Here is a 22,623-nt window from a genome sequence, read left to right as displayed (position 1 = left end):
AGGCCGGAGGAGCGCTCCCATCACCCCAACCGACAGAAGGAAACGGCATGTTCAGGTTTCTGCTTGTCCGCATCGCCTCTGCCATTCCGGTGCTGCTTGTCCTCAGCGTAGCGACCTTCGCCATCATCCAGGCCCCGCCCGGAGACTATAGCGATTACATCCGCTCGCAGCTGATCAACCAGGGCGGCGCGTCCTACGAGGAAGCGGAAGCCCAGGCCCAGGCCTATCGCAAGGAGCATGGGCTCGATCAGCCGATGGCGGTGCAATACGTCAACTGGATGACCGGCATCCTGACGCGTGGCGATTTCGGCCACAGCCTCTACTACAACAAGCCGGTTGCCGACGTCGTCGGCGAGCGCCTGCCGCGCACGCTGGCGCTGGCGCTGGTCTGCCACATCCTCGCGTCGGTGATCGGCATTTCCTTCGGCATTATCGCCGCCACCCGGCAATATTCCTGGATCGACAGCCTGCTTTCGACGGTTGCCTTTCTCGGCATGACGGTGCCGCGCTTCCTGATGGCGCTGATCATCGTCTATATCCTCGTCTTCCACTTCAATGTCAGCGAAATCAACAGCTTCCACTCGGCCCGCTACGGCGGCGCGCCCTGGTCCTGGGACAAGTTCGTCGACCTCGTCAAACATGTCTGGCCGGTCGTGGCGATCGCCACCTTTGGCGGGCTCGCCTACAATATGCGGGTGATGCGCGGCAATCTGCTCGACACGCTGAACGCGCAATATGTCGAAACCGCCCGGGCGAAGGGCCTCAGTGAAGGGGCCGTGGTCATGCGCCACGCGGTTCCGAACGCCCTGCACCCGCTGATCATGTATCAGGGCGTCGTGTTGCCCTATATGCTGACGGGCGAGATCGAGACCGCGATCATCTTCGCGCTGCCGACCGTCGGTCCGGCCATCGTCGGCTCGATGTGGGTGGGCGACGTTTATGTCACCGCCACCTTCATGCTGGTGCTGTCGGCCACCCTCATCCTCGGCAACATCATCGCCGACATGCTGCTCGCAGCACTTGATCCGCGCGTGCGTCTGGGAGGAGCCCCGGCATGACCGTCGAGATTGAGACAACCCTTCCGCTCGTTGTCGAGCCCAAGCACGAGCAGCACAATGAAAGCTACCAGGCGCTCGTCTGGCGCCGGCTGAAACGCTCCTGGACGGGCATGCTCGGGCTGGTCCTCGTCGGCCTGCTGATCTTCATGGCGGTCTTTGCCGACTTCCTGTCGCCGGTCGATCCGAAGGCAACGGGTGTCGCCTTCGCGCCGCCGCAGGCGATCAGCTTTGCCGACAAGGACGGCAACTTCGTCTTCCCGCCGCGCAGCTACCCGCTGAGCGAGGGCACGGAGCTTGACCCGATCACCTTTCAGCCGATCATCGGCCCCGATTACGACAATCCGCAGATCCTCGGCTTCTTCATCAAGGGCGCGCCCTACCGCCTCTTCGGCCTGATCCCGGCCGAGCGGCATCTCTTTGGCGCGGTCGATGGTTCGCCGGTGCATCTGCTCGGAACCGACAAGTTCGGCCGCGACGTGCTCTCGCGAATTTTGGTCGGATCGCGCATCTCGCTGATGATCGCGCTGATCGTGGTATCGATCGTGACCTTCGTCGGCACCACCGTCGGCATGGCGTCGGGTTACTTTGGTGGCCGCTTCGACGTCTGGACCCAGCGCTTCGTCGAGCTGGTGCTCGCCTTCCCGCAACTGCCGCTCTATCTGGCGCTGACGTCGCTGATCCCGGTGACGGCGCCGACCAATGTCTTCCTCGCCTTCGTCATCATCGTCATGTCGGCGCTCGGCTGGGCGCAGATGTCACGCGAGGTGCGCGGCAAGACGTTGGCACTCGCCCGCATCGACTATGTGCGGGCGGCGATCGGCGTCGGTGCCAGCGACCGGCGCATCATCTTCCAGCACATCCTGCCGAACGTGATGAGCCATGTGATCGTCGCGGTCACGCTGTCGATCCCGCAGGTGGTGCTCTTGGAATCCTTCCTCGGGTTCCTCGGCTTTGCGGTCAAGCCGCCGCTGATTTCCTGGGGACTGATGCTGCAGGACACGTCCACCTATTCCGTCATCGGGTCCTATCCCTGGATCCTGTCGCCCGTCGCCTTCGTGCTTGTCACAGTCTTCGCCTTTAATGCGCTTGGCGACGGTCTGCGCGACGCCATCGATCCCTATTGAGGAGGACGCTTCATGACTGAGACAATCGACGTCCTCGTAGCCGCGCCCGCCGAGCGCAAGGATCTTACCGAACGAAACGGCCGGCCGATCATCGACGCCCGCAATGTCGCTGTTCGTTTCAAGGTCGAACACGGCATGGTGGAGGCGGTGAAGGACGTGTCCTTCCAGCTCTACCGTGGCGAAACCATCGCCATTGTCGGCGAGTCCGGCTCGGGCAAATCGGTGACGGCGCGCAGCGTCATGGGGCTTCTCTCCAAGCGCGCCACCATCGCTCCGCAATCGCGCATCGACTATGACGGCAAGGACGTGTTGAAGTTCTCGCCGCGCGAGCGGCGCGCCTTGCGCGGCAATCGGCTGGCGATGATCTTCCAGGAGCCGATGAGTTCGCTGAACCCGGTCTATACGGTCGGCACGCAGATCATCGAGGCGATCCGGGCGCACCGCAGGATCAGCCGCCGGGCGGCGATGGAGCGGGCACTGGAACTGCTGCGCCACGTGCGGATCCCGGACCCGGAACTGCGGCTCAATCAGTATCCGCACCAGCTTTCTGGCGGCCAGCGCCAGCGGGTGATGATCGCCATGGCGCTCGCCAACGATCCTGATGTGCTCATCGCCGACGAACCGACGACGGCGCTCGACGTCACCGTGCAGGCGCAGATCCTCAACCTGATCCGCGACCTGCAGCGCGAACTCGGCATGGCGGTGATCCTGATCACCCACGACCTGACGGTCGTGCGGCAGTTCTCCGACTACGTCTATGTGATGCAGTATGGCGAGGTGAAGGAGCACAACACGACGGCTGCGCTCTTCGCCAACCCGTTGCATGCCTATACCAAACGGCTGCTGTCTTCGGAGCCGTCGGGTGCCGCCAAGCCGCTGCCCGACAATGCGCCGATCATGCTTGATGGACGGGACGTGAAGGTCTGCTTCACGCTGAAGAAGGGTGGCCTGTTTCGCCCGCAATTCTCCGAGTTCGTCGCCGTCGACAGGCTGAGCCTCAATCTGCGCAAGCATGAGACGCTGGGGCTCGTCGGCGAATCCGGCTCGGGCAAGACGACCTTCGGCCAGGCGCTGATCCGTCTCATCAATGCCGATGGCGGCGAGGTCTTCTTTGACGGTATCCCGATCCACGACAAGGACCGGACCGCGATGCGGCCCTTGCGTTCGCGCATCCAGATCGTCTTTCAGGATCCCTTCGCCTCGCTCAATCCGCGCATGTCGATCGGCCAGATCATCGAGGAGGGGCTCGTCGTCAACGGCATAGGTCAAAACCGCAAGGAGCGGCTCGACCGGGTGGTGGACGCGCTCAGCGCCGCCGGCATGCCGGGCAACATCCTGTCGCGCTTCCCGCATGAGTTTTCCGGCGGCCAGCGCCAGCGCATCGCGATCGCTCGGGCCATTGCGCTCGAGCCGGAATTCATCCTGCTCGACGAGCCGACATCGGCGCTCGATCTCTCCGTCCAGGCCCAGATCATCGAGCTCCTGCGCAAGCTGCAGGACGAGCGGGGCTTGAGCTATCTGTTCATCTCCCATGACCTCAAGGTCGTGCGCGCGCTCTGCCACCGGGTGGTGGTGATGCAGCATGGCAAAATCGTCGAGGAGGGGCCGGTGAGCGAAATCCTTTCCAATCCCAAGACCGCCTACACCGAACGGCTCGTTAAAGCCGCCTTCGATGTGGCAGCATGACCACGAGAAAACAGAGGCAATCCATGACCAGACAACCCAAGATCACCTTCATCGGCGCTGGATCCACCGTCTTCATGAAGAACATCATCGGCGACGTGCTGCAGCGGCCGTCCCTGTCCGCCGCAACGATCGCGCTGATGGACGTCAACCCGCAGCGCCTTGGTGAAAGCGAGATCGTCGCCGGCAAGCTGGTGCGCACGCTCGGCGTCAAAGCCAAGATCGAGACCCATTCCAACCAGCGCAAGGCGCTCGAAGGTGCCGATTTCGTCGTCGTCGCCTTCCAGATTGGTGGTTATGAGCCCTGCACGGTCACCGATTTCGAGGTTCCGAAGAAATACGGCCTGCGCCAGACGATCGCCGACACACTCGGCGTCGGCGGCATCATGCGGGGCTTGCGCACCGTGCCGCATCTCTGGAAGATCTGCGAGGACATGCTCGAGGTCTGCCCCAACGCGATCCTGCTGCAATACGTCAACCCGATGGCGATCAACACCTGGGCGATCGCCGAGAAGTATCCGACGATCCGCCAGGTTGGCCTTTGCCACTCCGTCCAGGGCACGGCCTTCGAACTGGCGCGCGATCTCGATATCCCGGTGTCGGAGATCCGCTACCGCGCCGCAGGCATCAACCACATGGCCTTCTATCTGACGTTCGAACACAAGCAGGCCGACGGCAGCTTCCGCAATCTCTATCCGGATTTGGTGCGTGGCTACCGCGAGGGACGTTTTCCGAAGCCCAGCCACTGGAACCCGCGCTGCCCCAACAAGGTTCGCTATGAGATGCTGACGCGGCTCGGTTACTTTGTCACCGAAAGCTCGGAGCACTTTGCCGAATACACGCCCTATTTCATCAAGGACGGCCGTCCGGATCTGATCGAGAAGTTCGGCATTCCACTCGACGAATATCCGAAGCGTTGCGTCGAACAGATCGAGCGCTGGAAGGGGCAGGCGGCAGCCTTCAAGGAAGCCGAGACGATCGAAGTGGCCGAGAGCCACGAATATGCCTCCTCGATCATGAACTCGGTCTGGACCGGCGAACCCTCGGTGATCTACGGCAACCTCCGCAACAACGGCTGCATCACCTCGCTGCCGGCAAACTGCGCCGCGGAAGTTCCCTGCCTGGTCGACGCATCGGGCATCCAGCCGACCTTCATCGGCGACTTGCCGCCGCAGCTGACGGCGCTGATCCGCACCAACATCAACGTTCAGGAACTGACGGTCCAGGCGCTGGTGACCGAGAACCGTGAGCACCTCTATCATGCCGCGATGATGGACCCGCACACGGCGGCCGAACTCGACCTCGACCAGATCTGGTCGCTCGTCGACGACCTGCTCGTCGCCCATCGCGACTGGATCCCGGAATGGGCGCGAGTTTCGAAAAAGGTCCAGGCGGCTTAGCTCTTTCTCCCGGCTAAGCTGCGATCGAGCCCCGGAACTGCTGTTCCGGGGCTTGTCCTTTCACTACAGCGCCGCGCGTCTTGTCAGACGCGCAAAGGTCGCTGTAGCACTTTGAATTGCTGCATGTTTTTGTCCTTTGATCGGAGACGATTAAAGGAAACATCCAGTTAGGCTTCAACGCCTTGCGAAAGCGGCAGCACAATGCGCATGCAAGCGCCGCCGGACGCCGAGCGGGCGACATCGACGTAACCGCCGTGCAGATGGGCGATTTTCTGCACGAGATTGAGCCCAAGGCCGGCGCCCTTGCCGTCCTTGCGCAGCCGCTGGAACGGCTCGAATATCTTGTCCGTCTCGCTGCGCGGTATTCCGTCGCCGTCGTCGCACACATCGATCGAACCTTGCGAGTCGACCTTAACCGTGATCGTGCCCCGGCGACCGCCATGGTCGATGGCGTTCTGTACGAGATTGGTAAGCGCCCGCTCCAACGATGCTTCGTCCCCCGTCACCATGACAGGGCGTTGATCTGCCTCGAAGGTCATCTCGTAGCCCGCTCCGAAGGCAAGTGGTGCGAGCGCAACGATCACCCGCTCGGCAAGCGCTGCGAGATCGACGGGCCTGAACTCGTCCTTTTGGGCATCGAGACGTTCGAGGTCGAGCAACTGGCCTGCCAGAATTGAAAGGCGCGTCACGTCCTCGTTGAGTCGGGTCTTGTCCGGTCCCGGTGGAAGCGACGCGATACGGGCGCCGAGGATGGCGACCGGTGTGCGCAGTTCATGCGCCGCCTGCGCCAGAAAGCGCTTATGTCTTGTATACCCGTCATCAAGCCGCACCAGCGCATCGTTGACCGCCGTCACCAGCGGCAGGAATTCCGAGGGAACGTCCGCGACCGGCATCTGGATGCCGCGCTGGTCATATTCGATATGCGCTGCATGCGAGGCGGCGTGTGACAGGCCCGACAGCATCCTGCGAACGACGATCGGCGTGACCACCACGGTCGCAAACGCCAGAAGCAGCAGCATCGGCACGAAGATCGTGAGGAAGGCGCCGGTCGTGCTGAGCAGAAGGCGGCTCAAGGTCAGCTCCCCTTCTGTGCCGCTGAATATCTGGACGCTGCCGGCCGGGGACTCGAGCCATTTGACAACGGCTTCCGGGCGCGCGTTCTTGTCCGGGGAAAGCCTGAAGCGGGCGTCGTTCATGTGCTCGAGGCCGGCGGTCGCAAAGGCGAAGGCGTCGGGCACCTCTCCTTCGGAGCCTTCCTTGTCACGCACGATGAACCAGATGTTCCCCGCCTGCTGACGCAACCGGGTCAAGTCAGGCGTTTCCTGAAGGACGAGGTCGCCGTTCTGATTGCGGGTGATGGCATCCTTTAAGACGTCGACATTGCCGTTCTCGTAGCCGTCAATGAGATAGCCGGTCACCCAGAGCAAACCGACGGCAATGGCGATCACGACCAGGGTCGCGACCGTCTCGAACAGCACCAGCCAGCCGACGAGACGCCATTTGAACGAATGCGAAGCGCTGCCGCTCATGAGCCTTCCCGCAAGAGGTAGCCGACGCCGCGGATGCCGTTGATGATCACGCCGGCGTCCGCCTGCTGCAGCTTGCGGCGGACGCGCGAGATATGGGTGTCGAGTGCGTTGGACTGGATTTCGTCGTCGAGGCCGAACACCGCTTCCATCAAGGCGGCGCGCAGCACCATCCGGCCCATGCGGCGGGTGAGGGTTTCGAGCACCAGAAGCTCGCGCCGCGGCATTTTCAGCGATGTGCCGGCCACGCTTGCCTCGCAATGCGCGAGGTCGAAGGAGAAGCGCCCGGCCGTGACTATGTCGGACTGCACAGGGATCGGCCGCCGCGCCAACGCCCGCAGTCGCGCCAGCAGCTCCTCAAAGGCAAAGGGTTTGCCGATGTAATCGTCGGCCCCACCATCGAGCCCTGCAACCCGGTCGGCGAGGTCGTCGAGTGCGGTCAGCACCAGCACGGGCACGTTGTTGCCGCGCGCCCGTATCTTGGGGATGAGCGAGAGCCCGTCACCATCCGGAAGCTTGCGGTCGAGCACGATGACATCGTAGACCGCATCGCGCAGGATCAAGGCCGCTTCGGCGAGGTCGCGCGCATGATCCGCGATCATCCTGTGATTGCTCAACGCCGCCCTCAGCGCATCCGCGAGTTCCTTCTCATCCTCGACCAGCAAGACCCGCATGATTGCGCTTCACCTCGTGCAAATGTCGTTACGCGCGCGCAACGTAGTGCCGCTTCATTGAGGGAACCTGTCATTCGTCCTATGGGGCAAATGCTGGTTCGATCGGTATCTTCAAAGAGGGCGTTCCTTCCGTAGGATGCCGCAAGCTAATCCCGATCGCCAGCATTGCACAATCATTCGTTGCGAGCGCGGCGCATGACATGCTGTCTCAATGTTGATCCTTAGGCTGTGCGACAATCGCTCGTGGGCATGCGTTCCGCGAGATATCGCCAAAGGGCCTGGATCAGGACGCATGAAAATCGGGAACCGAAGGTGGCGTTCGCGCCACGCACATGGAGATCGACCCGGCCGCAACCCAGCCACGGGGTGGGCTGCGGCGATCCATTCCTCAAGGCTTCTGCAGTACGCGGTTCTGGCATTCGCGCTTGCCATGGCTGGCTGCGTCGGCCCGGACGTGACGCCGACGAACAGGCGGCTGGAATTGACGACCGGAGCCGTCCCGCTGCAGCAACCGACGCCGGATGCCGACGACACGGGTATCATTCTTGCGTTTTCCGGGGGCGGCGCCCGCTCGGCTGCGTTCGGCTATGGTGTGCTGTCGGCTCTGGCGGAGGCGCCATCGCCAGGGGTAAGAGGACGCAAGCTCGCGGACGAGGTTGCCGTCGTCGCCGGCGTTTCTGGCGGGGCGGTGCTTGCGTCGTACTTCGCACTTTACGGCCGCCCAGGCCTCGCCGACTTCCGCGAGCGCTTTCTCGGGCGAAACGTCGAGGCGTCGCTCCGGTTGTCGTTTTCGCCGGGGAACATCCTGCGCGGCTATCAGGGCGGGGTGAACGACCGGTCCGGCTTGCCCGCCTGGCTTGATGCGAACCTGTTCAAGGGCGCAACGCTCGGCACGGTGGCGCGCCCGGGCCATCCGCGCCTGGTGATCCATGCGACCGACCTCTACAACCGCGCGCCGTTCATCTTCGACCGTGAATCTTTCACTGCCATTTGCAGCGATTTTGACGACTATCCGCTCGCCTATGCTGTCGCGGCCTCGGCCGCCGTCCCGGTCGTCTTTGCGCCCTTGACCTTGCAGAACTTCCGGACGGGTTGCGAGGCGCTGCCTGAAAAGGCTGCCCCGGTTGCCGGATCACGCGCAGCGGGTTCGCTTGTCGCAAGCGAGTACGCCGACGCCCTTCGGCGATACGAAACAGCAAAAGACCTGAACTACCTCAAGCTCTACGACGGCGGTCTGGTGGATGGCGTCGGAACACAGAGTCTGTTGCATCTGATGGTGCGGTCTGCACCCGAACCCATTCCCGAGGAGCGGGCCCAGCGCTTGAGGCACGTGATCGTCATCGTCGTGGATGCCTCGACCCGGATCGGAGGGGATCTGTCGAAAACCGTCGATAGCCCCAAGGCGCCGGACGCGATTGTCGCGGCCATCGACGCGATGATCAACATTCCCAATCTCCAGAGTTTCGATGCCTTCCGCAATCATCTGCCGGCATGGCGCGACAGGTTCGTGAAGTGGCGTTGCGGTAACGGGAGGGCGAAACGGAACTGCGGCGATCTCGATGTCGACGTCGTCCGGCTGGCCTTGACCGACATCGTCGACCCGCCGGTGGCACGGCGGATCATGACGCTCCACAACAGACTGACATTGGATGCGAAGGATGTCGATTTCCTGTCGGGCCTCGGCCGGCGGCTGCTTATCGAACATCCCGGATACCAGCGATTCCTGGACCGCATCAGGCGGGGCACCACGGATGGGCGTATCAGCGCCTTGTCGAATTGGCGCTGAGGCAATCTCAAATAACAGTAAATACTAATACAACCTCTCTGAATAAGGCTTTCGATGTGATAAACTCATCGCGGGAGCAACAGCCGGCTTAGGAGATGCCGGCCTCCGTTTCATCTCGCAGTTCAGTCGTTCGTGGATGTCGAGGCAGTGTCTCCACCATGCCGGACCAGGTCAGGCCGTCCGCAAAGTCGACCATTGACCGAAACTCGGATTGGGAGGTGTATGATGGTTCGCAAATTGTTTCTCATCTTGGCTGCCGCGGCGTCCGCGCTTGCGATCAACGGAGCCGCTTGGGCCGATTTCACGGTCCTCGTGCCATCGAGCAGCGAGGGGGACGGCCTTAGGGCTGCTGCCGACGACTACTCGAAGATGAAGGGCACGAAGGTGGAGATCGTGCAGGCGCCCTATGCCAACGTCTTCGAACAGGGAGCCAATGCAGGGGCAACCAAATCCGGCGTATTCGACATCATTCTGATGGATGACCCGTGGATTCCGTTTTTCGCCGAGAACGGACATCTCGAGGATTTGACACCATACTTCAAGAAAGCGGGCCTGGAGGGGCCGGACACCGACTTCCTGTCGAAGTCGCTGGCGATCTGCCGCAACCCTTACAATACCGGCCCCTATGTTTGCCTGCCCTATGTGGGAAACGCCCAGATGTTCTTCTATGACGCCGCCAAGTACAAGGAAGCCGGCGTCGACGCTCCCAAGACCTGGGATGACGTCTTGAAGGCGAGCCAGGCGCTGACCAAGGACGGCGGCGGCCGCTATTTCGGTTATGTCTTCCGCGGCGGTCAGGGTAACCCGGTCGTGGCCGACTTCATGCCGATCTTCTGGTCCTACGGCGCCGATATGTTCAACGCGGATCGCACAAAGGTGACGATCGACACGCCGGAAGGCGCGGCCGCGATGAAGACCTTCATGGCGCTCCGCGACGTTTCGCCAAAGGGGATCGAGAGCTACAACGCCAACGAAGTGGGCACTGCGCTTGCCGCCGGCACCGCCGCCTCGTCAATCAACTGGCCGAACTGGGTTGCGACCTTCGAGGATCCGAGCCAATCGAAAATGGTCGGCAAGATCTCCTACAGCCCGATCCCGGCGGGCACGAAAGCGGGCAGCTCGGAAATCGGCCATTGGACCATGGGCATCATGTCGGCCTCCAAGAACAAGCAAGAAGCCTTCGACTTCATGCTGTGGGCGACTTCGCCCGAGCAGATCAAGATCTCCGCCGAGCGCGGCAACCCACCGGTGCGGACCTCGGTCTTTACCGACCCGGAACTGACCAAGCAGGAGAAATTCCGCCACTACCCGGTGCTGATGGAGGCGATCCAGGCCTCGACGCCACGGCCGCGCCATCCGAAGTGGCCGGAGATCGAAAATGCCTTCGGCATCGAGCTTTCCAAGGTGGTCGCGGGCACGATCACGCCCGAGGAAGCGCTGAAGAACTCACAGGCAGCGGTCGAAGAAATCACCGGCCTTAAATAGGCGGAGGCATATATCGGCGGGGCCACAGACCCTACTCTCGCGGCCGCACCGGCATCGGTCCGGTGGGGTCGCACTTGAGGTCTGTATGGACAGCGCCTGCGGGAGAAATCGATGTTGAAGCCCGGCAAAGGCATACCGGCGGCGTCGCTCCGACTGGGTGGCGCACTCGAACATTGGACCGAGCGGCACCTGCGCTACCTGATGCTGGCGCCGACCATGCTCATCCTTCTGGCGCTGACGATCTTCCCCAGCCTCTACATGTTCTATGCGGCGGTCCACAAGATCAGCCCCAATCCCGACCTGCCCTGGCAATTCGTCGGTCCAGGCAATTTTGCGCGGCTCTTGACCGATGCACAATTTCACGCCGCGCTGCGCAACACTGCAGTCTTTACCATCGTTTCCGTGTCAGTGGAGTTCGTGCTCGGTCTCGGCCTGGCGCTGCTTCTTGATCGGTTCATTCGCCGGCTCACCTTCTTGAAGACTGTGCTGATGATCCCGATGATGCTGCCGCCAATCGCCGTCGCGATCACCTGGAAGATCATCTACGAGCCACAGTTTGGCGTCCTCAACGAAATCATGTTCCGTCTCGGCCTTCCACTGCAGGCCTGGGCGGGCGACGTGAACCTTGCGATGTTTTCGATCATCGTTGCCGACGTCTGGCAATGGACGCCTTTCATCTTCCTTCTGATGCTGGCGGGGCTGGCAAGTCTCCCGGTCGAGCCCTACGAGGCGGCCGCGCTCGATGGCGCCTCGTCCTGGCGGCAGTTCTGGGACCTGACGCTGCCGTTCCTCAAACCGGTGATTGCCATTGCCTTGCTGCTGCGCGTCATGGATGCGCTGCGCCTATTCGATCTCGTCTTCATCCTGACGGGAGGAGGTCCCGCCGATCGCACCAAGGTTCTGAGCCTCTATATCTACCAGGTCGCCTACCGCTTCGCCGATCCCGGCTACGCGGCGGCGATATCGCTGTTCGTCCTGTTCGTGACGATCGTTCTCAGCACCTGGTTCATGAAACGCATGCGGCTGGCGGATTGACGATATGGCGACGACGACCCTCCCCACACGCAGCCGCACCAGAGAATGGCTCATCCGCCTGTCCGCCTATCTGGCGATCCTCGTCGCCTTGGTGTTCACGCTTTTCCCGATCTATTGGATCGCCGCGAACTCGTTCAAGTTCGACATCGATATCTTCGCCGTGCCGCCCGAATGGCTGCCGCGCAACCCGACATTGAAGCACTATGACGAAGCCTTCATTCAGCGACCGTTCCTGCGTTACGCGCTGAACAGCTTCCTCGTCGCGGCCGGCACGACCATCGTTTCCGTGGTTTTTGGTACGATGGCGGGTTATGCGCTGGCGCGCTTCAGCTATCCCTGGCAATGGCGTAAGCAGATTTCCTTCTGGATACTGTCGACGCGGATGATGCCGCCGATCGTCAGCATCATCCCGCTCTACCTGTTCTTCAACTACTTCGACATGCTCAACACGAAGTCGGCGCTGATCATCGCCTACACAGCCTTCAACCTGCCGTTCGCCACCTGGATGATGAAGAGCTATTTCCAGGACCTGCCGGTCGAACTGGAAGAGGCGGCGATTGTCGACGGCGACACGCGCTGGGGCGCCTTCCTCCATGTCGCTTTGCCGCTCGCCAGGCCCGGGCTTGCGGCGACGGCCATCTTCTGCCTGATCATCTCCTGGAACGAGTTCCTGCTTTCCCTGATCATCACGCTCACCGAGCAGTCGCAGACGCTGCCGATCGGCATCGCCGGGCGGGTGACGCAGTACAAGACCTATTGGGGGGAAATCAGCGCCGCCGGCTTCATGGCCTGCGTGCCGATCGTCATCTTCGCTTTCATCGTTCAGAAGCATCTCGTCCGGGGGCTGTCTCTCGGGGCGGTCAAGGGGTGAGACGATGGCGTCCGTCACGTTCAACAACGTCTCCAAGAAGTTCGGCGAATTCGTCGCGGTGGCCGACTTCAATCTGGAGGTTCGGGACAAGGAGTTCCTGGTCCTGCTCGGGCCTTCCGGCTGCGGCAAGACCACGACGATGCGCATGGTTGCCGGTCTCGAGGAGGCGACATCGGGTGACATCTTCATCGATGCGGTACGCATCAATGGCGTGCTGCCGAAATACCGCGACGTGGCGATGGTCTTCCAGTCCTATGCGCTCTATCCGCATTTAACCGTCGAGGAGAATATCGGCTACCCGCTCAGGATCCGCAAAGTGCCTGAGGAGGAACGCAAGCAACGTATCGCCGAGGTCGCACGCCGGGTGGAACTCGAGACCATGCTCTCCCGCCTGCCGAAGGAGCTCTCCGGCGGCCAGCGCCAGCGCGTCGCGCTCGCCCGTGCGATCGTGCGCACGCCGCGCGTCTTTCTCATGGATGAGCCGCTCTCCAATCTCGACGCCAAGCTGCGCACCCAGATGCGCGCGGAGCTGAAACATCTTCAGCACGAGTTGCAGGTCACGACGATCTACGTCACGCATGACCAGATCGAGGCGATGACGCTGGCGCATCGGGTGGCGGTCATGAACAAGGGTGTGATCGAGCAACTGGGAACGCCGCGGGAAATCTACAGCAATCCGCGCACGCTGTTCGTCGCCGGCTTCATCGGCTCTCCGCCGATGAACCTCATCCCGGGGGAGGCACGCGACGGAGTGTTCACAAGCGCCGGCTTCAGGGTCGGCGGGCTTGGCCAGGCGACCGTTCCCCGCGCCGTCCTCGGTGTTCGCCCGGAAGATGTCCAGGCAACGAGCGCCGCAGACGCCGATGTCAATCTGGTTGCGCCCATCTATTCGGTCGAGCTCACCGGCGAGAACACGCTGGTCAGCCTGCGGCTCGGTGCTCAATTGCTGACCTTGCGTGCAGACAAGAATTTCGCCGGCCAGATCGACCAGCCGATCGGCATCAAGGTCGTGGCCGACCGGGTGTTTCTCTTCGATGGCGAGTCTCAGCGTCGTGTCGACTTCTGATTTCCGGTTGGCGGCCGCAGTCGTCGCGATCACGTTTGCGGCAGGGGCTGCCGTCGCTGATGACGGCCCGATCACCGGCAATCCGCTCGTCGATATTCCCGCCGGCACCTTCGTCTTCGGTCGCGATAATGGCCCGGACAACGAACGTCCGCGTCGGCAATTGCTAGGCGGTGCGTTTGCGATCAACCGCACCGAAATCACCAATCGTCAGTATCAGGATTTCGTGGCTGCGACGGGTCATCGCCCCGCCTTCTATGCCGGTCACCCGCTTCTCGGTTTGGACGATCATCCTGTCGTCGGCGTAAGCTGGGCGGACGCCGATGCCTTTTGCCGTCACTACGTCCTCACCCTTCCGTCGGAGCAGCAATATGAAAGAGCGGCGCGCGGAACCGAGGGACTGGCGTTCCCTTGGGGCATGGCGCCGGCGGATTATCGGCGGGTCAATGCCGGCACGACGATCTGTTGCTCCGGCGATGCGAGCGACGGCTATCCGATGACCGCGCCGGCGATGTCATTTGCCGCCGGCGCGAGCGGCGAGGGGGTGCTCAATCTCATCGGCAATGTCTGGGAATGGACCAGCGATCTCTATGTGCCCCATGAACCCAAGGGAGCCATGGGTGGCAGATCGTATCGCGTACTGCGCGGCGGGTCCTGGAACAGCGATTCCGCGCATCTTACCACAACCTATCGTTTGGCCTATGATCCGGATTTCCGGTTCTCGGCCAATGGCGGCTTCCGATGCGTCCGTTCCGGCAGATGACGATCCTCGTCGCCTTTTTGCTTCTGGCAGCAGGTGCCGCTGCCGAGCCGAAGGTCGCGCCAGGCTATCGGCTCGAAAGCTTCAGCAAAACCGGCGCCGCCTTCGCCGGCCTTTCTCGCGATGGCGAGGCTCTGCTCGTCACCGATCTCGCCAGTGGCCGGCTCTATCGCGGCACGCCGGGCGGCGATTTCGATGCGTTCGGTCCTGTCTTCCCCCATGGGCTCGATGTGATCGGCGATCCGACCGGTCCCTATCGCGTGTTTCGCGTCGGTGACAAACTGATCGTCGCCCAAGGCTGGACGCCCGCAAACGGCGATGAGGGACCCTATGACCATGCGCTCATCGCGATCGACGGTACCGGCAGACGCCATGTTATCAGCGCCGATTTCTGGAACCCGTTCGACCTTGTCGCCGTCGAGGATGCCTATTACGTCGTCGACTCCGCGCGCAACAGTGTCGAGCGTCTTGGGGTCGATGGCCGCAAGCAGACGATGATGAGCTTCCGCCGCCTGCAGCAACAGGCGACCGCGTTGGAGACGCTCTCGCCGACGGAGTTCAAGGGTGAAGACAGCTACGAAGTCGACGCCGTGCCGACCGGTATCGCGCTTCGCGAGGGGCGCCTCTATGTCGCGCTGTTCGGCGGCTTTCCCTTCCTCGCCGCTGCCGGAAAGGTCGTTTCGATGGCCGAGAAAGGCGATCGCACGGAGGTGCGGCCGGACGTTGAGGGCCTGAACGCACCGGTCGCCATCGCCTTCGACGACGAAGGACAGATGCTCATCCTCGAACACGGCCTATACGACCAGCAGCAAGGGTTCCGGTCAGGAAGCGGCCGGCTGTTGCGGCTCGACAAGGCGACGGGCCGCCGCGAGACGGTTGTCGGTGGGTTGACGCGACCGGTCTCCATCCTCGTCTGGGATGTGAGGCAGATCGTCATCTCCGAACTTGGCGGCACGCTCCTCTTCCTGACGCGCGAGGAGAGGCGCTGACGTCGCAGTTGCCGGGGCTGACTATCGTGACCTCATGCAGCAAATCAAAGTGCTACGGCGACCTTGCGCGTCTGATATGACGCGCGGCGCTGCAGAGTGTGACCGAGCCTCAACTCGCCCGCGCCTCCAGCCAGTTTTGCCACTCCGCCTCGCTGCCGTGGAAGACGTTGAGGTCGATCTTGCCGTCGACGCCGTGCGACAGGCCCGAGCCCGAATACTGCCAGAACAGCCACTTGCGGTTCGGGTAGACCTTGGACGGATGCTGGGCCACGGCGCGCAGCCAGAACGGATACTTCTGGAACGCGCCCTGCAGGTTGTCGGCATAAAAGTCCGGGGCGGTGTAGATGATCGGGCGCTGGCCGTAATGCGCCTCGAGCTTGTCCATGAACACCTGCATCTTTTCGCGCACGCGTTCGGGCGACAGGCGGCGCTTGCAGCTCGATTCGCCGTTGTATTCGACGTCGATCACGGGCGGCAGCGCGCCGGGCTCGCGCGGAACGTTGCGAATGAACCAGTCGGCCTGCTCGCCGGCGGTGCGGCACCAGTAGAAGAAGTGATAGGCACCGCGGCGCATGCCGGCCGCCTTGGCGGCGCGCCAGTTCTTCTTGAACATCGGGTCCAGATGGTCGCCGCCGTCGGTCGCCTTGATGAAGGCGAAGTTGGCCCCTTGAGTGCGCAGCTTCGGCCAGTCGATCTCGCCCTGCCAGCGTGAGACATCGACGCCGTGAACGGCCATCTTGCGCGGATTTTTGGCGCGGCCGAAATTGATCGGCTTGGCGTCGCGGAAACGGTGACCGTAGACCCGCGAACGGCCCTGCGGCATCGCCTGCGTCACCGGATTGTCCGGCGCGACGAAGGCGACCGGACGCGCGCCCGGAACGGGCGTGGCCAAGGTCGTCGTGGTCGTCGTGGTATTGGCCGCGGGCGCGAAGGCTTCGGGTTCGGGAACCGGGCCGGCCCAGGCGAGCATTTCCTGCGGCGGTGCGGATTGGACGTTCTGCGGCGGCGTGACCTCGGCCACCCTTGCGCCGACATTGGCGGCGGGTACCGGCGCGGCCGAAAGCACGACCGAGCTGGTCGTTTCGCGCGAGGGCCGCGGTGCGATCGTGTCCAGGCTCGAACTGGAAGAGCAGCCGGAAACTAGGCCGGCAAAGATGATTGCGGTCGCAGCTGAAAGACGCATGGGCACCCGTACGCAAAACAAGGTCGACGGCGATCGCCGGCCGACAGGTGTGAAATAGCTAACGGAAGCTTACCCAAAAAGTTTGAATCCAATCTTACCAAGCCGACCCAACTTCACGCACTGGAGGTTGCAATTACGGGGCAGATTGACGCAGACGCCGGGACGCTCTCAACCAGGGCTATTTAACGCCGAGGCTCGTTCGTTGTCGCTGGCCGGTCCGATATTCGAGATTGCGGGCAATGGTCTCGTCAAGCGCGCCCGAGGCGTCGGTGATCATCGTTGGCGCAAAATGCGCACGGAAGCCTTCGCCGACCCGAAAGGCCGGCGTGTAGAGCGGCCCAAGCGGCTGCGTCGTCGTGACATAGGTGAGATTGCCGTCGCTGCCCGAACGCGTCGGAAGACCATGGCGATGCATGACCGAGGGCAAGGCGAGGCGCAGGCTGTTGGCCAGCAGATGGATCATCTGCCGGCCCGAAAGCGAGCGACGGTAATTGCGGTAGAAGCCCAGGCAATGGCGCAGGATTTGGGTCCGATTGCCGTCGAGACGCGACAGCTTGCGGGCAAACAAGGCGACGTCGTCAAGGTTGTCGAGGGGATGGGTCATCAGCGTGAACCCATCCATGTCGCGCAGTTTGGCAGAAGGAAGGAAGCGGCCCTCTGCGGCGCATTCGTCAAACAGGGGTGTGCCCAGCAGCGGGATCGTCAGGCTCAGGAAGGCCGGCAATGGCATTCTGCTTTCGCCGGTGATGAAGGCGAGTTCGTCCTGCATCGCCTGCATCGTCTGCGACGACGGATCGAACATCAGCCCGTACTGGAAGGCGACACCGGCCTTCAGGCAGGTCTGAATGGCTTCCAACTGCGGCACCACCAGGTTCTGTTTCTTCTGGTAGCGCTTCAACTGCGCTTCGTTGAGCGTCTCGACGCCGCTGAAGAGGCCGAGACAGCCGGCCGCGCGCACCGCTTCGAGATTGTCGGGATCGCGAAAGAAATCTCCGGTGACGAGCGCAATCCATCCCTGAAACAGTCCCTCTTTCCAAAGCGAGCGGATCAGGTCGAGCTTGGCATGGAAGGCGTCCTTGCTGTTTCCGTAGAAATTGTTGTCGATGAACAGCACGTATTTCTTGGCCGGGACATTGCGCAATTGCGCTTCGATATAGCCGAGGTCGTAGCTGTGATAGCGCCGGCCTTCGGCGGTGAGCGCACAGAAGCTGCACTTGAAATTGCAGTAGCGGCTCGTCTCGACATAGCTGACCGGGCCGCCCCAGCCGGCGAGGTCGAAGCGCGGCAGGATCGTCTCGGAGACGGCCCATTCGCCAAAGACCTCCTTGATAACCGCCTGCATCTCCTCGACGTCACCTTCGCAGGCGTAGTCGAAGGTTTCGGCGCTCGAAACCGGCAGATTGCGGACGACCGGTCCGCCGGCGACGATGACGCAGCCTGGAGATTTCGTGCGGGCATAGGCGGTCAGATGGCGCATCCGGTCGAAGGCGGCGGTGACCCCGGTCAGCACCAGCATGTCCAGTTCCGCGAAGGCCGCCTCGTCGACGAGCGGCCCGTCGTGAAATTCGCTGTAGGCGCGAAGGCTCACGCGATCGCGGGCAAAGGCGCCCGCCAGGAACAGGTGGCCGGTTCCCTGCGGGATGAAGTCGGGGCGACCTTCCGGATTTCTGGTCTCGTCGAAATGCGCAAGCACGATTAGGACGCGAGGCACTCGATACTGGTTCACGCATGGCCTCCCTCAAACGCAACAACCGGGACATGGGGCGGAAACGCGGCCTGATCGAGCTGGAGGACCTCGCCCCAGGTGTTTTGCCGAACGGCAAACATTGTCTCCAAGGCCTGCCACGCCGCAGCATCCTTCGGCCCCGCCGGGTGGCGAAACGAGGCGAGCGCCACGGCCGGCATCTCCAATTGTATCGCCTCTGCGAAGGCGTATCGCGCCACCCGCTCGGCGCGTCGTTGCTGGCCGAGATGCAGGTAAATGGTCGCCTCGCCGAGTGCTGCCGTTGGGCGGCCGATCGGATAGACGCGTGCGAACCGCTCGAGCTTTCGCAGGACAAGCTGCGCCGCTGCCGGGTCGCCGCCCTCCGTGTCGCTCGCGACGTCGAACAGCCGGGCGAGCGCCGGCAGGGTTCGCGTCTTCATCGCCGGGTTGAGCGTCTGGCACCAGGAGAATGCCCGTTCGAACCACGCCTTTGCTTCGCCTCCATCACCTTGCCGCCGGGCGGCTTCCGCGAGAAGAGACGCACCCTCGATGCAGTGCACGAGTTCCAGTCCGTCGGCCTTTGCGGTGATGATCTGCCTGAGTTCATCGAGATCGGCGTCGATGGCGGCCCATCGGCCAAGCGCCGCATGGCCCCTGAGGCGGCCGAGCAGGCCGCAGCCGAGCACCTGGGTGTCGCCGCGCCTGCGGCCCTCTTCGCAGATGCGCTGAACCAGGATTTCCCATGGTGCAATGCCTTCGAAAGCGGAGGTCAGCAGCCAGGGGCCGGAAATCGTCTCGAGGCCAACGGCCACTTCGCACCAACGTCTCAAATCGCCGACGGTCGAGGCGTTGTTGAGGCCGGCCTCGAACGCCCGCTTGCCTTCGCGCCAATGGCCTATGCCGATTTGGTACATGCCCGACAAAAGGTCGACGCGCACGCGCGTTCCCAGTTGATCCACGCGCTCCGAAAGGGCGGCGGCCAATCGGCTGTAGTGCTCGGCCTGTTTGTGAAGCGGGATCACGCCGCATATGGCGCCGAGGCTCGCGTAATTGGTGGCGGTCGTCGGCGAGACATATTTGTTTCTTTCGGCGAGGTTCGTCGCCCGAAGCGTCGCATGGATCAGCCGCAGCTTCTCGCTGGTGAAGTAGTAGATCCGCGTCAGGTCCTCATGCGCCTTTGCCGCGAGAAGGAAAGGATCGGATGGTGACCGCGAGATCTCGCGTTCCAGGATCCAGTCCTTGTCTCCATGGGTCACGCGACGCCACACCTGTTCGGCAAGATCGAGAACGAGATGCAGCGCAAGGCCGGCCGAGGTGCGCGGAAGCGGCAGGCCGGAAAGCCGTAGGCCCTCCTCATAGGCATGCCTTGCAGCTTCGGCCCGGCCGAGATTGAGACTGGCCTCCCCGAGCAGGAAACAGGCGGCCGCCCGCCGGGCAGGCGTGATCGTGATCGAGAGCTCGCGCGCGGTCTTGAAAAAGCGCTCGATCAGGTCGACGACAGCGGCATTGTCGAACTGGCGCAGACGCAGCTCGGCTACACGATCCAGGTAGTTGAATGCCTGCGCTGCATCGCCGGCGCGCTCCCAATGGCTCAATATGCGCGGCAGATTTTCCGCATTGTCGGGCTGCCCGCTCTCTTCCATCGCCTGGGCGATGGCGCGATGTGCCTCACGGCGCTGTTCCGACAGCATGCTGTCGTAAATGGCCTGGCGGATGACGGCGTGGCTGAATGTGAAACGGCCCGGACGGTCGTCCATGGGTTTGATCAGATGGGCCGCCTGCAGCCGCTCGATGCTTGCCTCGATGTCCAAGGCGGACTTCCTGATCGGTGAAAGCGCCTGGAGTTCGGCGATGGAAAAGGTCGCGCCCATGGCGCTTGCGATCTTCAGGAGAGCCTGGAGCTCAGCCGGGAGCTGGTCGGTTCGGGCGATCACGGTGACCTTGGCCGTATTGAGCAAGGTCGCTTCGTTCGAACGGGCTTCGGCGAGCGACAGGGGGACCTGGGTTTCCGCAGCCTTCGGCAATCGCCGTTCGCCGATCATCCGGCAGATTTCGCGTATGAGCAGCGGGTTTCCCGCCGACTGTGCATAGACCGCTTCGCAAAAGCCATCTGCCGGGGAGTTGCTGCCGATCGACGCGCGCACCAGTGAAATCGTGCCCTCGAAATCGAGGGGCAAGAGATCAAGTGTCTGCGCACCATTGTAATGTTGTCCGGTCCACCGCGTCAGGTCCTGTTGCGTCCTGGCCGTGCGGGTTGACACAACGACCGGGATCGGCGCCGTTCCGGAAACCAATCGGCCGAGCAGCTGACCGGATGCCTCGTCCAGCCAGTGGACGTCCTCAAGCACTACAAGGCCGCGCCCCCAGGAAAGGCTGTCGGTCATCAGATCGCGCAGCAATTCACGCAGCCGGTGCGACCGCCCGTCGCCTGACATCGCCCGGGTCTCGACCGTGTCGGTCAAGGTGAGGTTGATGGCATCGTTCAGCAACGGCGCCAGATGTGCGAGTTCCGGTCGGTGGGCGAAGAACTGCATCACCTGATCCGAGGCTTCGGCGCCGCGCAGGTCGCCGATACCAAGCAGGTCGCGGATCACTCCGCGCCAGGCAAAATAGGGCACGTCGCTTTCGATATCGTCGGCATTGCCGACCAGAACCTGGCTTCCACGGTCACGGCAGGTTTCGACGAAGGAACGAAGCAGCGCCGATTTGCCGACGCCGGAATCACCCTTAACGATCATCACGCCGGTGGCCTGTCCTCTGCCTGCGCGCTCCACATACGCGTTGAGTGCTGCAAGTTCGGCCGCCCGGTTGAAGAGAACGGGGGACTTGGTGTCGATGGTCGCGACGGTCTCGGCAAATGGCGCGAAGGCGACCACGCCGCCGCGCATGCCGGGCACGGCAAGTGTCCAGGGACCGGAAAAAGCAATCTGGCCGGCAGTCTCCTTCGCCGTTGCCTGGTCGACGAGAATGCGGCCTGCGGCAACGCTCGCCAGCCGGGAGGCCATGTTCACGGCGGCTCCAACGACAGTGTAGTCGGCACGATGGATCGTCCCGAGCGCGCCGCAGAAACTCTCGCCGGTCGAGATGCCGGCCGACAGGCCGAGATCCGGCTCGTCGAGTTCGTTCGACAGGCGAAGGGCGGCGATGATCGCCCGGCGCGCATTGTCGGCATGTTTTTTGCCGGGCAGGCCGAAAACGGCGAAGACTTCGAGCCCGCCGGAATGGAGCGCTGTGTGCAGGATCTCTCCACCGGTGCGGCCGACGACGGCAATCGATCGTGCTACGAGCTTGTTCAACCGATCGAGATCCGTATCGAGATCGCGCCCGACGATATGCACGAAAAGCGCGGTCACGATCCTGAGGTCTGCGAGCCATTGTGAAAGCGGTGAGAGCAGGCGGCTGCGCAGCGAAAGCGGTAGATAGGCTTCAAGCCGGTCGGTTGCGGAGCCCGGCTGAGTGCGGGGCGCTTCCTTCGTGGTCGAGCAGGGCTCGATGCTTTCGAGGCGTGTGGTCCCCTCCCGGTTCAACCCGCCCTTGGCGCGCCTGCCGATCAGCTGCCACGCGGCATCGGAGACGAGAATTTCTCCGGCGTCGCTCAGTTGGCCGCCATGATCGGCCTGGGCCAGGCAGTCGCCTCCGACGATCAGCCAACGCTGGTCCGCGCGCGGCAGCAGATGCAGCAGCGTGATGGCGCCGGCACCGACGGCGATGCGCAGTTGAAGCGCGTCTTCGGGATTGCCCGGCCCGCCGATTTGCTCGCGGATACGTTCGGCGCAATAACAGCTGCGCCAGGCCGTCTGTTCGAGCTCATCCGGGGACGGTGCCCGCCAGCCGGCAATCAGGCTGTCGCCGGCGAAACTCAAGACCGTGCCGCCATGCTCCTCGATATGGGTGATGAGCTCGCCCATGAAGGCGTTCAGAAGCAGGCTGACGCGTTCGGCGCCGGCAGCGCGGTCGCTTTCGGACCATTTGGCGGTCAAACGCGTAAAGCCGGAGATGTCGGCGAAAAGCAGCGAGCCGAGAAAGTCTTCCCGAGCGGGGGCAGCCGATTCCGTTGCTGCCGGGGAGGACCATTGGACCAGGGCTCCGGACAGGTAACGTTGGAACTCATATTTGCCGGCGCCACCAACCACGCAAAATTCTCCCCAAGATTTTAGAGTAACACGCCTCCTGTCTGACTGAAAGTCGACTCACGCTGATCTACGGGACCCCAGTAACGGCAAGTAAATATCTGTTTCGCGCGGCTTTCGGACGGAGTAATGTTTGCCCGATTGTTCGAGG

Annotated in this window: 16 protein-coding genes; 11 read left to right on the top strand and 5 right to left on the bottom strand. The window is 62.8% G+C overall.

The annotated features are described in order from the left end of the window. The first annotated feature begins 47 nt into the window (after positions 1 to 47). The 4 genes from IB265_RS17395 to IB265_RS17380 are packed head-to-tail and all read left to right on the top strand — an operon-like array spanning position 48 to position 5,265. Entirely contained in the window at positions 48 to 1,058 is a 1,011-nt protein-coding gene (locus IB265_RS17395; protein WP_058329707.1) for an ABC transporter permease, read from the top strand. Next, positions 1,055 to 2,182: an ABC transporter permease gene (locus tag IB265_RS17390; RefSeq protein WP_057251907.1), complete on the top strand. Its 1,128-nt coding sequence runs from the start codon at positions 1,055 to 1,057 to the stop codon at positions 2,180 to 2,182. The genes IB265_RS17395 and IB265_RS17390 overlap by 4 nt, the downstream gene beginning before the upstream one ends. Before the next feature lie 12 nt (positions 2,183 to 2,194). Continuing rightward, positions 2,195 to 3,868: an ABC transporter ATP-binding protein gene (locus IB265_RS17385; RefSeq protein ID WP_057251906.1), complete on the top strand. Its 1,674-nt coding sequence runs from the start codon at positions 2,195 to 2,197 to the stop codon at positions 3,866 to 3,868. Positions 3,869 to 3,891: 23 nt separating this feature from the next. Beyond that, on the top strand, positions 3,892 to 5,265 hold the full coding sequence (locus IB265_RS17380) for an alpha-glucosidase/alpha-galactosidase (RefSeq protein ID WP_057251905.1): 1,374 nt from the start codon (positions 3,892 to 3,894) through the stop codon (positions 5,263 to 5,265). Between the two features lie 167 nt (positions 5,266 to 5,432). Here IB265_RS17380 and IB265_RS17375 read toward each other — a convergent pair whose 3' ends face one another. Both IB265_RS17375 and IB265_RS17370 read right to left on the bottom strand, forming a co-directional pair. Next, complete coding sequence (locus tag IB265_RS17375; RefSeq protein WP_192494932.1) at positions 5,433 to 6,794, bottom strand: HAMP domain-containing sensor histidine kinase; 1,362 nt, start codon at positions 6,792 to 6,794, stop codon at positions 5,433 to 5,435. Next, positions 6,791 to 7,465, bottom strand: a complete 675-nt coding sequence (locus tag IB265_RS17370; RefSeq protein ID WP_057251903.1) for a response regulator transcription factor — start codon at positions 7,463 to 7,465, stop codon at positions 6,791 to 6,793. The genes IB265_RS17375 and IB265_RS17370 overlap by 4 nt, the downstream gene beginning before the upstream one ends. Positions 7,466 to 7,757: 292 nt before the next feature. Here IB265_RS17370 and IB265_RS17365 point away from each other — a divergent pair, with 292 nt between their 5' ends. The 7 genes from IB265_RS17365 (at position 7,758) to IB265_RS17335 (ending at position 15,454) form a co-directional block, all read left to right on the top strand. Further along, the gene (locus IB265_RS17365; RefSeq protein WP_162261307.1) at positions 7,758 to 9,251 is read left to right on the top strand and encodes a patatin-like phospholipase family protein; all 1,494 of its coding nucleotides are present in this window, start codon (positions 7,758 to 7,760) and stop codon (positions 9,249 to 9,251) included. A gap of 225 nt (positions 9,252 to 9,476) precedes the next feature. Next, the gene (locus IB265_RS17360; RefSeq protein WP_057251901.1) at positions 9,477 to 10,736 is read left to right on the top strand and encodes an ABC transporter substrate-binding protein; all 1,260 of its coding nucleotides are present in this window, start codon (positions 9,477 to 9,479) and stop codon (positions 10,734 to 10,736) included. A gap of 111 nt (positions 10,737 to 10,847) precedes the next feature. Further along, positions 10,848 to 11,771, top strand: a complete 924-nt coding sequence (locus tag IB265_RS17355) for a carbohydrate ABC transporter permease (RefSeq protein ID WP_057251900.1) — start codon at positions 10,848 to 10,850, stop codon at positions 11,769 to 11,771. Positions 11,772 to 11,775: 4 nt separating this feature from the next. Further along, the gene (locus tag IB265_RS17350; RefSeq protein ID WP_057251899.1) at positions 11,776 to 12,642 is read left to right on the top strand and encodes a carbohydrate ABC transporter permease; all 867 of its coding nucleotides are present in this window, start codon (positions 11,776 to 11,778) and stop codon (positions 12,640 to 12,642) included. Between the two features lie 4 nt (positions 12,643 to 12,646). Next, on the top strand, positions 12,647 to 13,708 hold the full coding sequence (locus IB265_RS17345) for an ABC transporter ATP-binding protein (protein ID WP_057251898.1): 1,062 nt from the start codon (positions 12,647 to 12,649) through the stop codon (positions 13,706 to 13,708). Further along, complete coding sequence (locus IB265_RS17340) at positions 13,695 to 14,468, top strand: SUMF1/EgtB/PvdO family nonheme iron enzyme (protein WP_244495653.1); 774 nt, start codon at positions 13,695 to 13,697, stop codon at positions 14,466 to 14,468. Before IB265_RS17345 ends, IB265_RS17340 begins: the two co-directional genes overlap by 14 nt. Then, a complete protein-coding gene (locus tag IB265_RS17335; protein WP_057251897.1) occupies positions 14,447 to 15,454 on the top strand; it encodes a ScyD/ScyE family protein in 1,008 nt (335 codons plus the stop codon). The genes IB265_RS17340 and IB265_RS17335 overlap by 22 nt, the downstream gene beginning before the upstream one ends. A gap of 109 nt (positions 15,455 to 15,563) precedes the next feature. Here IB265_RS17335 and IB265_RS17330 read toward each other — a convergent pair whose 3' ends face one another. From IB265_RS17330 to IB265_RS17320, 3 genes are all read right to left on the bottom strand, one after another. Beyond that, a complete protein-coding gene (locus IB265_RS17330; protein WP_057251896.1) occupies positions 15,564 to 16,637 on the bottom strand; it encodes a GH25 family lysozyme in 1,074 nt (357 codons plus the stop codon). A gap of 178 nt (positions 16,638 to 16,815) precedes the next feature. Beyond that, positions 16,816 to 18,363, bottom strand: a complete 1,548-nt coding sequence (locus tag IB265_RS17325) for a radical SAM protein (protein WP_057251895.1) — start codon at positions 18,361 to 18,363, stop codon at positions 16,816 to 16,818. Then, complete coding sequence (locus IB265_RS17320; protein ID WP_192494931.1) at positions 18,360 to 22,475, bottom strand: AAA family ATPase; 4,116 nt, start codon at positions 22,473 to 22,475, stop codon at positions 18,360 to 18,362. The genes IB265_RS17325 and IB265_RS17320 overlap by 4 nt, the downstream gene beginning before the upstream one ends. Positions 22,476 to 22,623: the final 148 nt, after the last annotated feature.

Source organism: Ensifer sp. ENS10 (assembly GCF_014852025.1).
Lineage (GTDB): Bacteria > Pseudomonadota > Alphaproteobacteria > Rhizobiales > Rhizobiaceae > Ensifer.
The sequence above is the reverse complement of the archived record's forward strand: the minus strand, read 5'-3'. Positions and strand labels throughout refer to the sequence as shown.

Bases quoted from the DNA above. Each gene is read 5' to 3' on its own strand.
- IB265_RS17395 (WP_058329707.1), top strand. From the start codon at position 48: ATGTTCAGGTTTCTGCTTGTCCGCATCGCCTCTGCCATTCCGGTGCTG.
- IB265_RS17390 (WP_057251907.1), top strand. From the start codon at position 1,055: ATGACCGTCGAGATTGAGACAACCCTTCCGCTCGTTGTCGAGCCCAAG.
- IB265_RS17385 (WP_057251906.1), top strand. From the start codon at position 2,195: ATGACTGAGACAATCGACGTCCTCGTAGCCGCGCCCGCCGAGCGCAAG.
- IB265_RS17380 (WP_057251905.1), top strand. From the start codon at position 3,892: ATGACCAGACAACCCAAGATCACCTTCATCGGCGCTGGATCCACCGTC.
- IB265_RS17375 (WP_192494932.1), bottom strand. From the start codon at position 6,794: ATGAGCGGCAGCGCTTCGCATTCGTTCAAATGGCGTCTCGTCGGCTGG.
- IB265_RS17370 (WP_057251903.1), bottom strand. From the start codon at position 7,465: ATGCGGGTCTTGCTGGTCGAGGATGAGAAGGAACTCGCGGATGCGCTG.
- IB265_RS17365 (WP_162261307.1), top strand. From the start codon at position 7,758: ATGAAAATCGGGAACCGAAGGTGGCGTTCGCGCCACGCACATGGAGAT.
- IB265_RS17360 (WP_057251901.1), top strand. From the start codon at position 9,477: ATGGTTCGCAAATTGTTTCTCATCTTGGCTGCCGCGGCGTCCGCGCTT.
- IB265_RS17355 (WP_057251900.1), top strand. From the start codon at position 10,848: ATGTTGAAGCCCGGCAAAGGCATACCGGCGGCGTCGCTCCGACTGGGT.
- IB265_RS17350 (WP_057251899.1), top strand. From the start codon at position 11,776: ATGGCGACGACGACCCTCCCCACACGCAGCCGCACCAGAGAATGGCTC.
- IB265_RS17345 (WP_057251898.1), top strand. From the start codon at position 12,647: ATGGCGTCCGTCACGTTCAACAACGTCTCCAAGAAGTTCGGCGAATTC.
- IB265_RS17335 (WP_057251897.1), top strand. From the start codon at position 14,447: ATGCGTCCGTTCCGGCAGATGACGATCCTCGTCGCCTTTTTGCTTCTG.
- IB265_RS17330 (WP_057251896.1), bottom strand. From the start codon at position 16,637: ATGCGTCTTTCAGCTGCGACCGCAATCATCTTTGCCGGCCTAGTTTCC.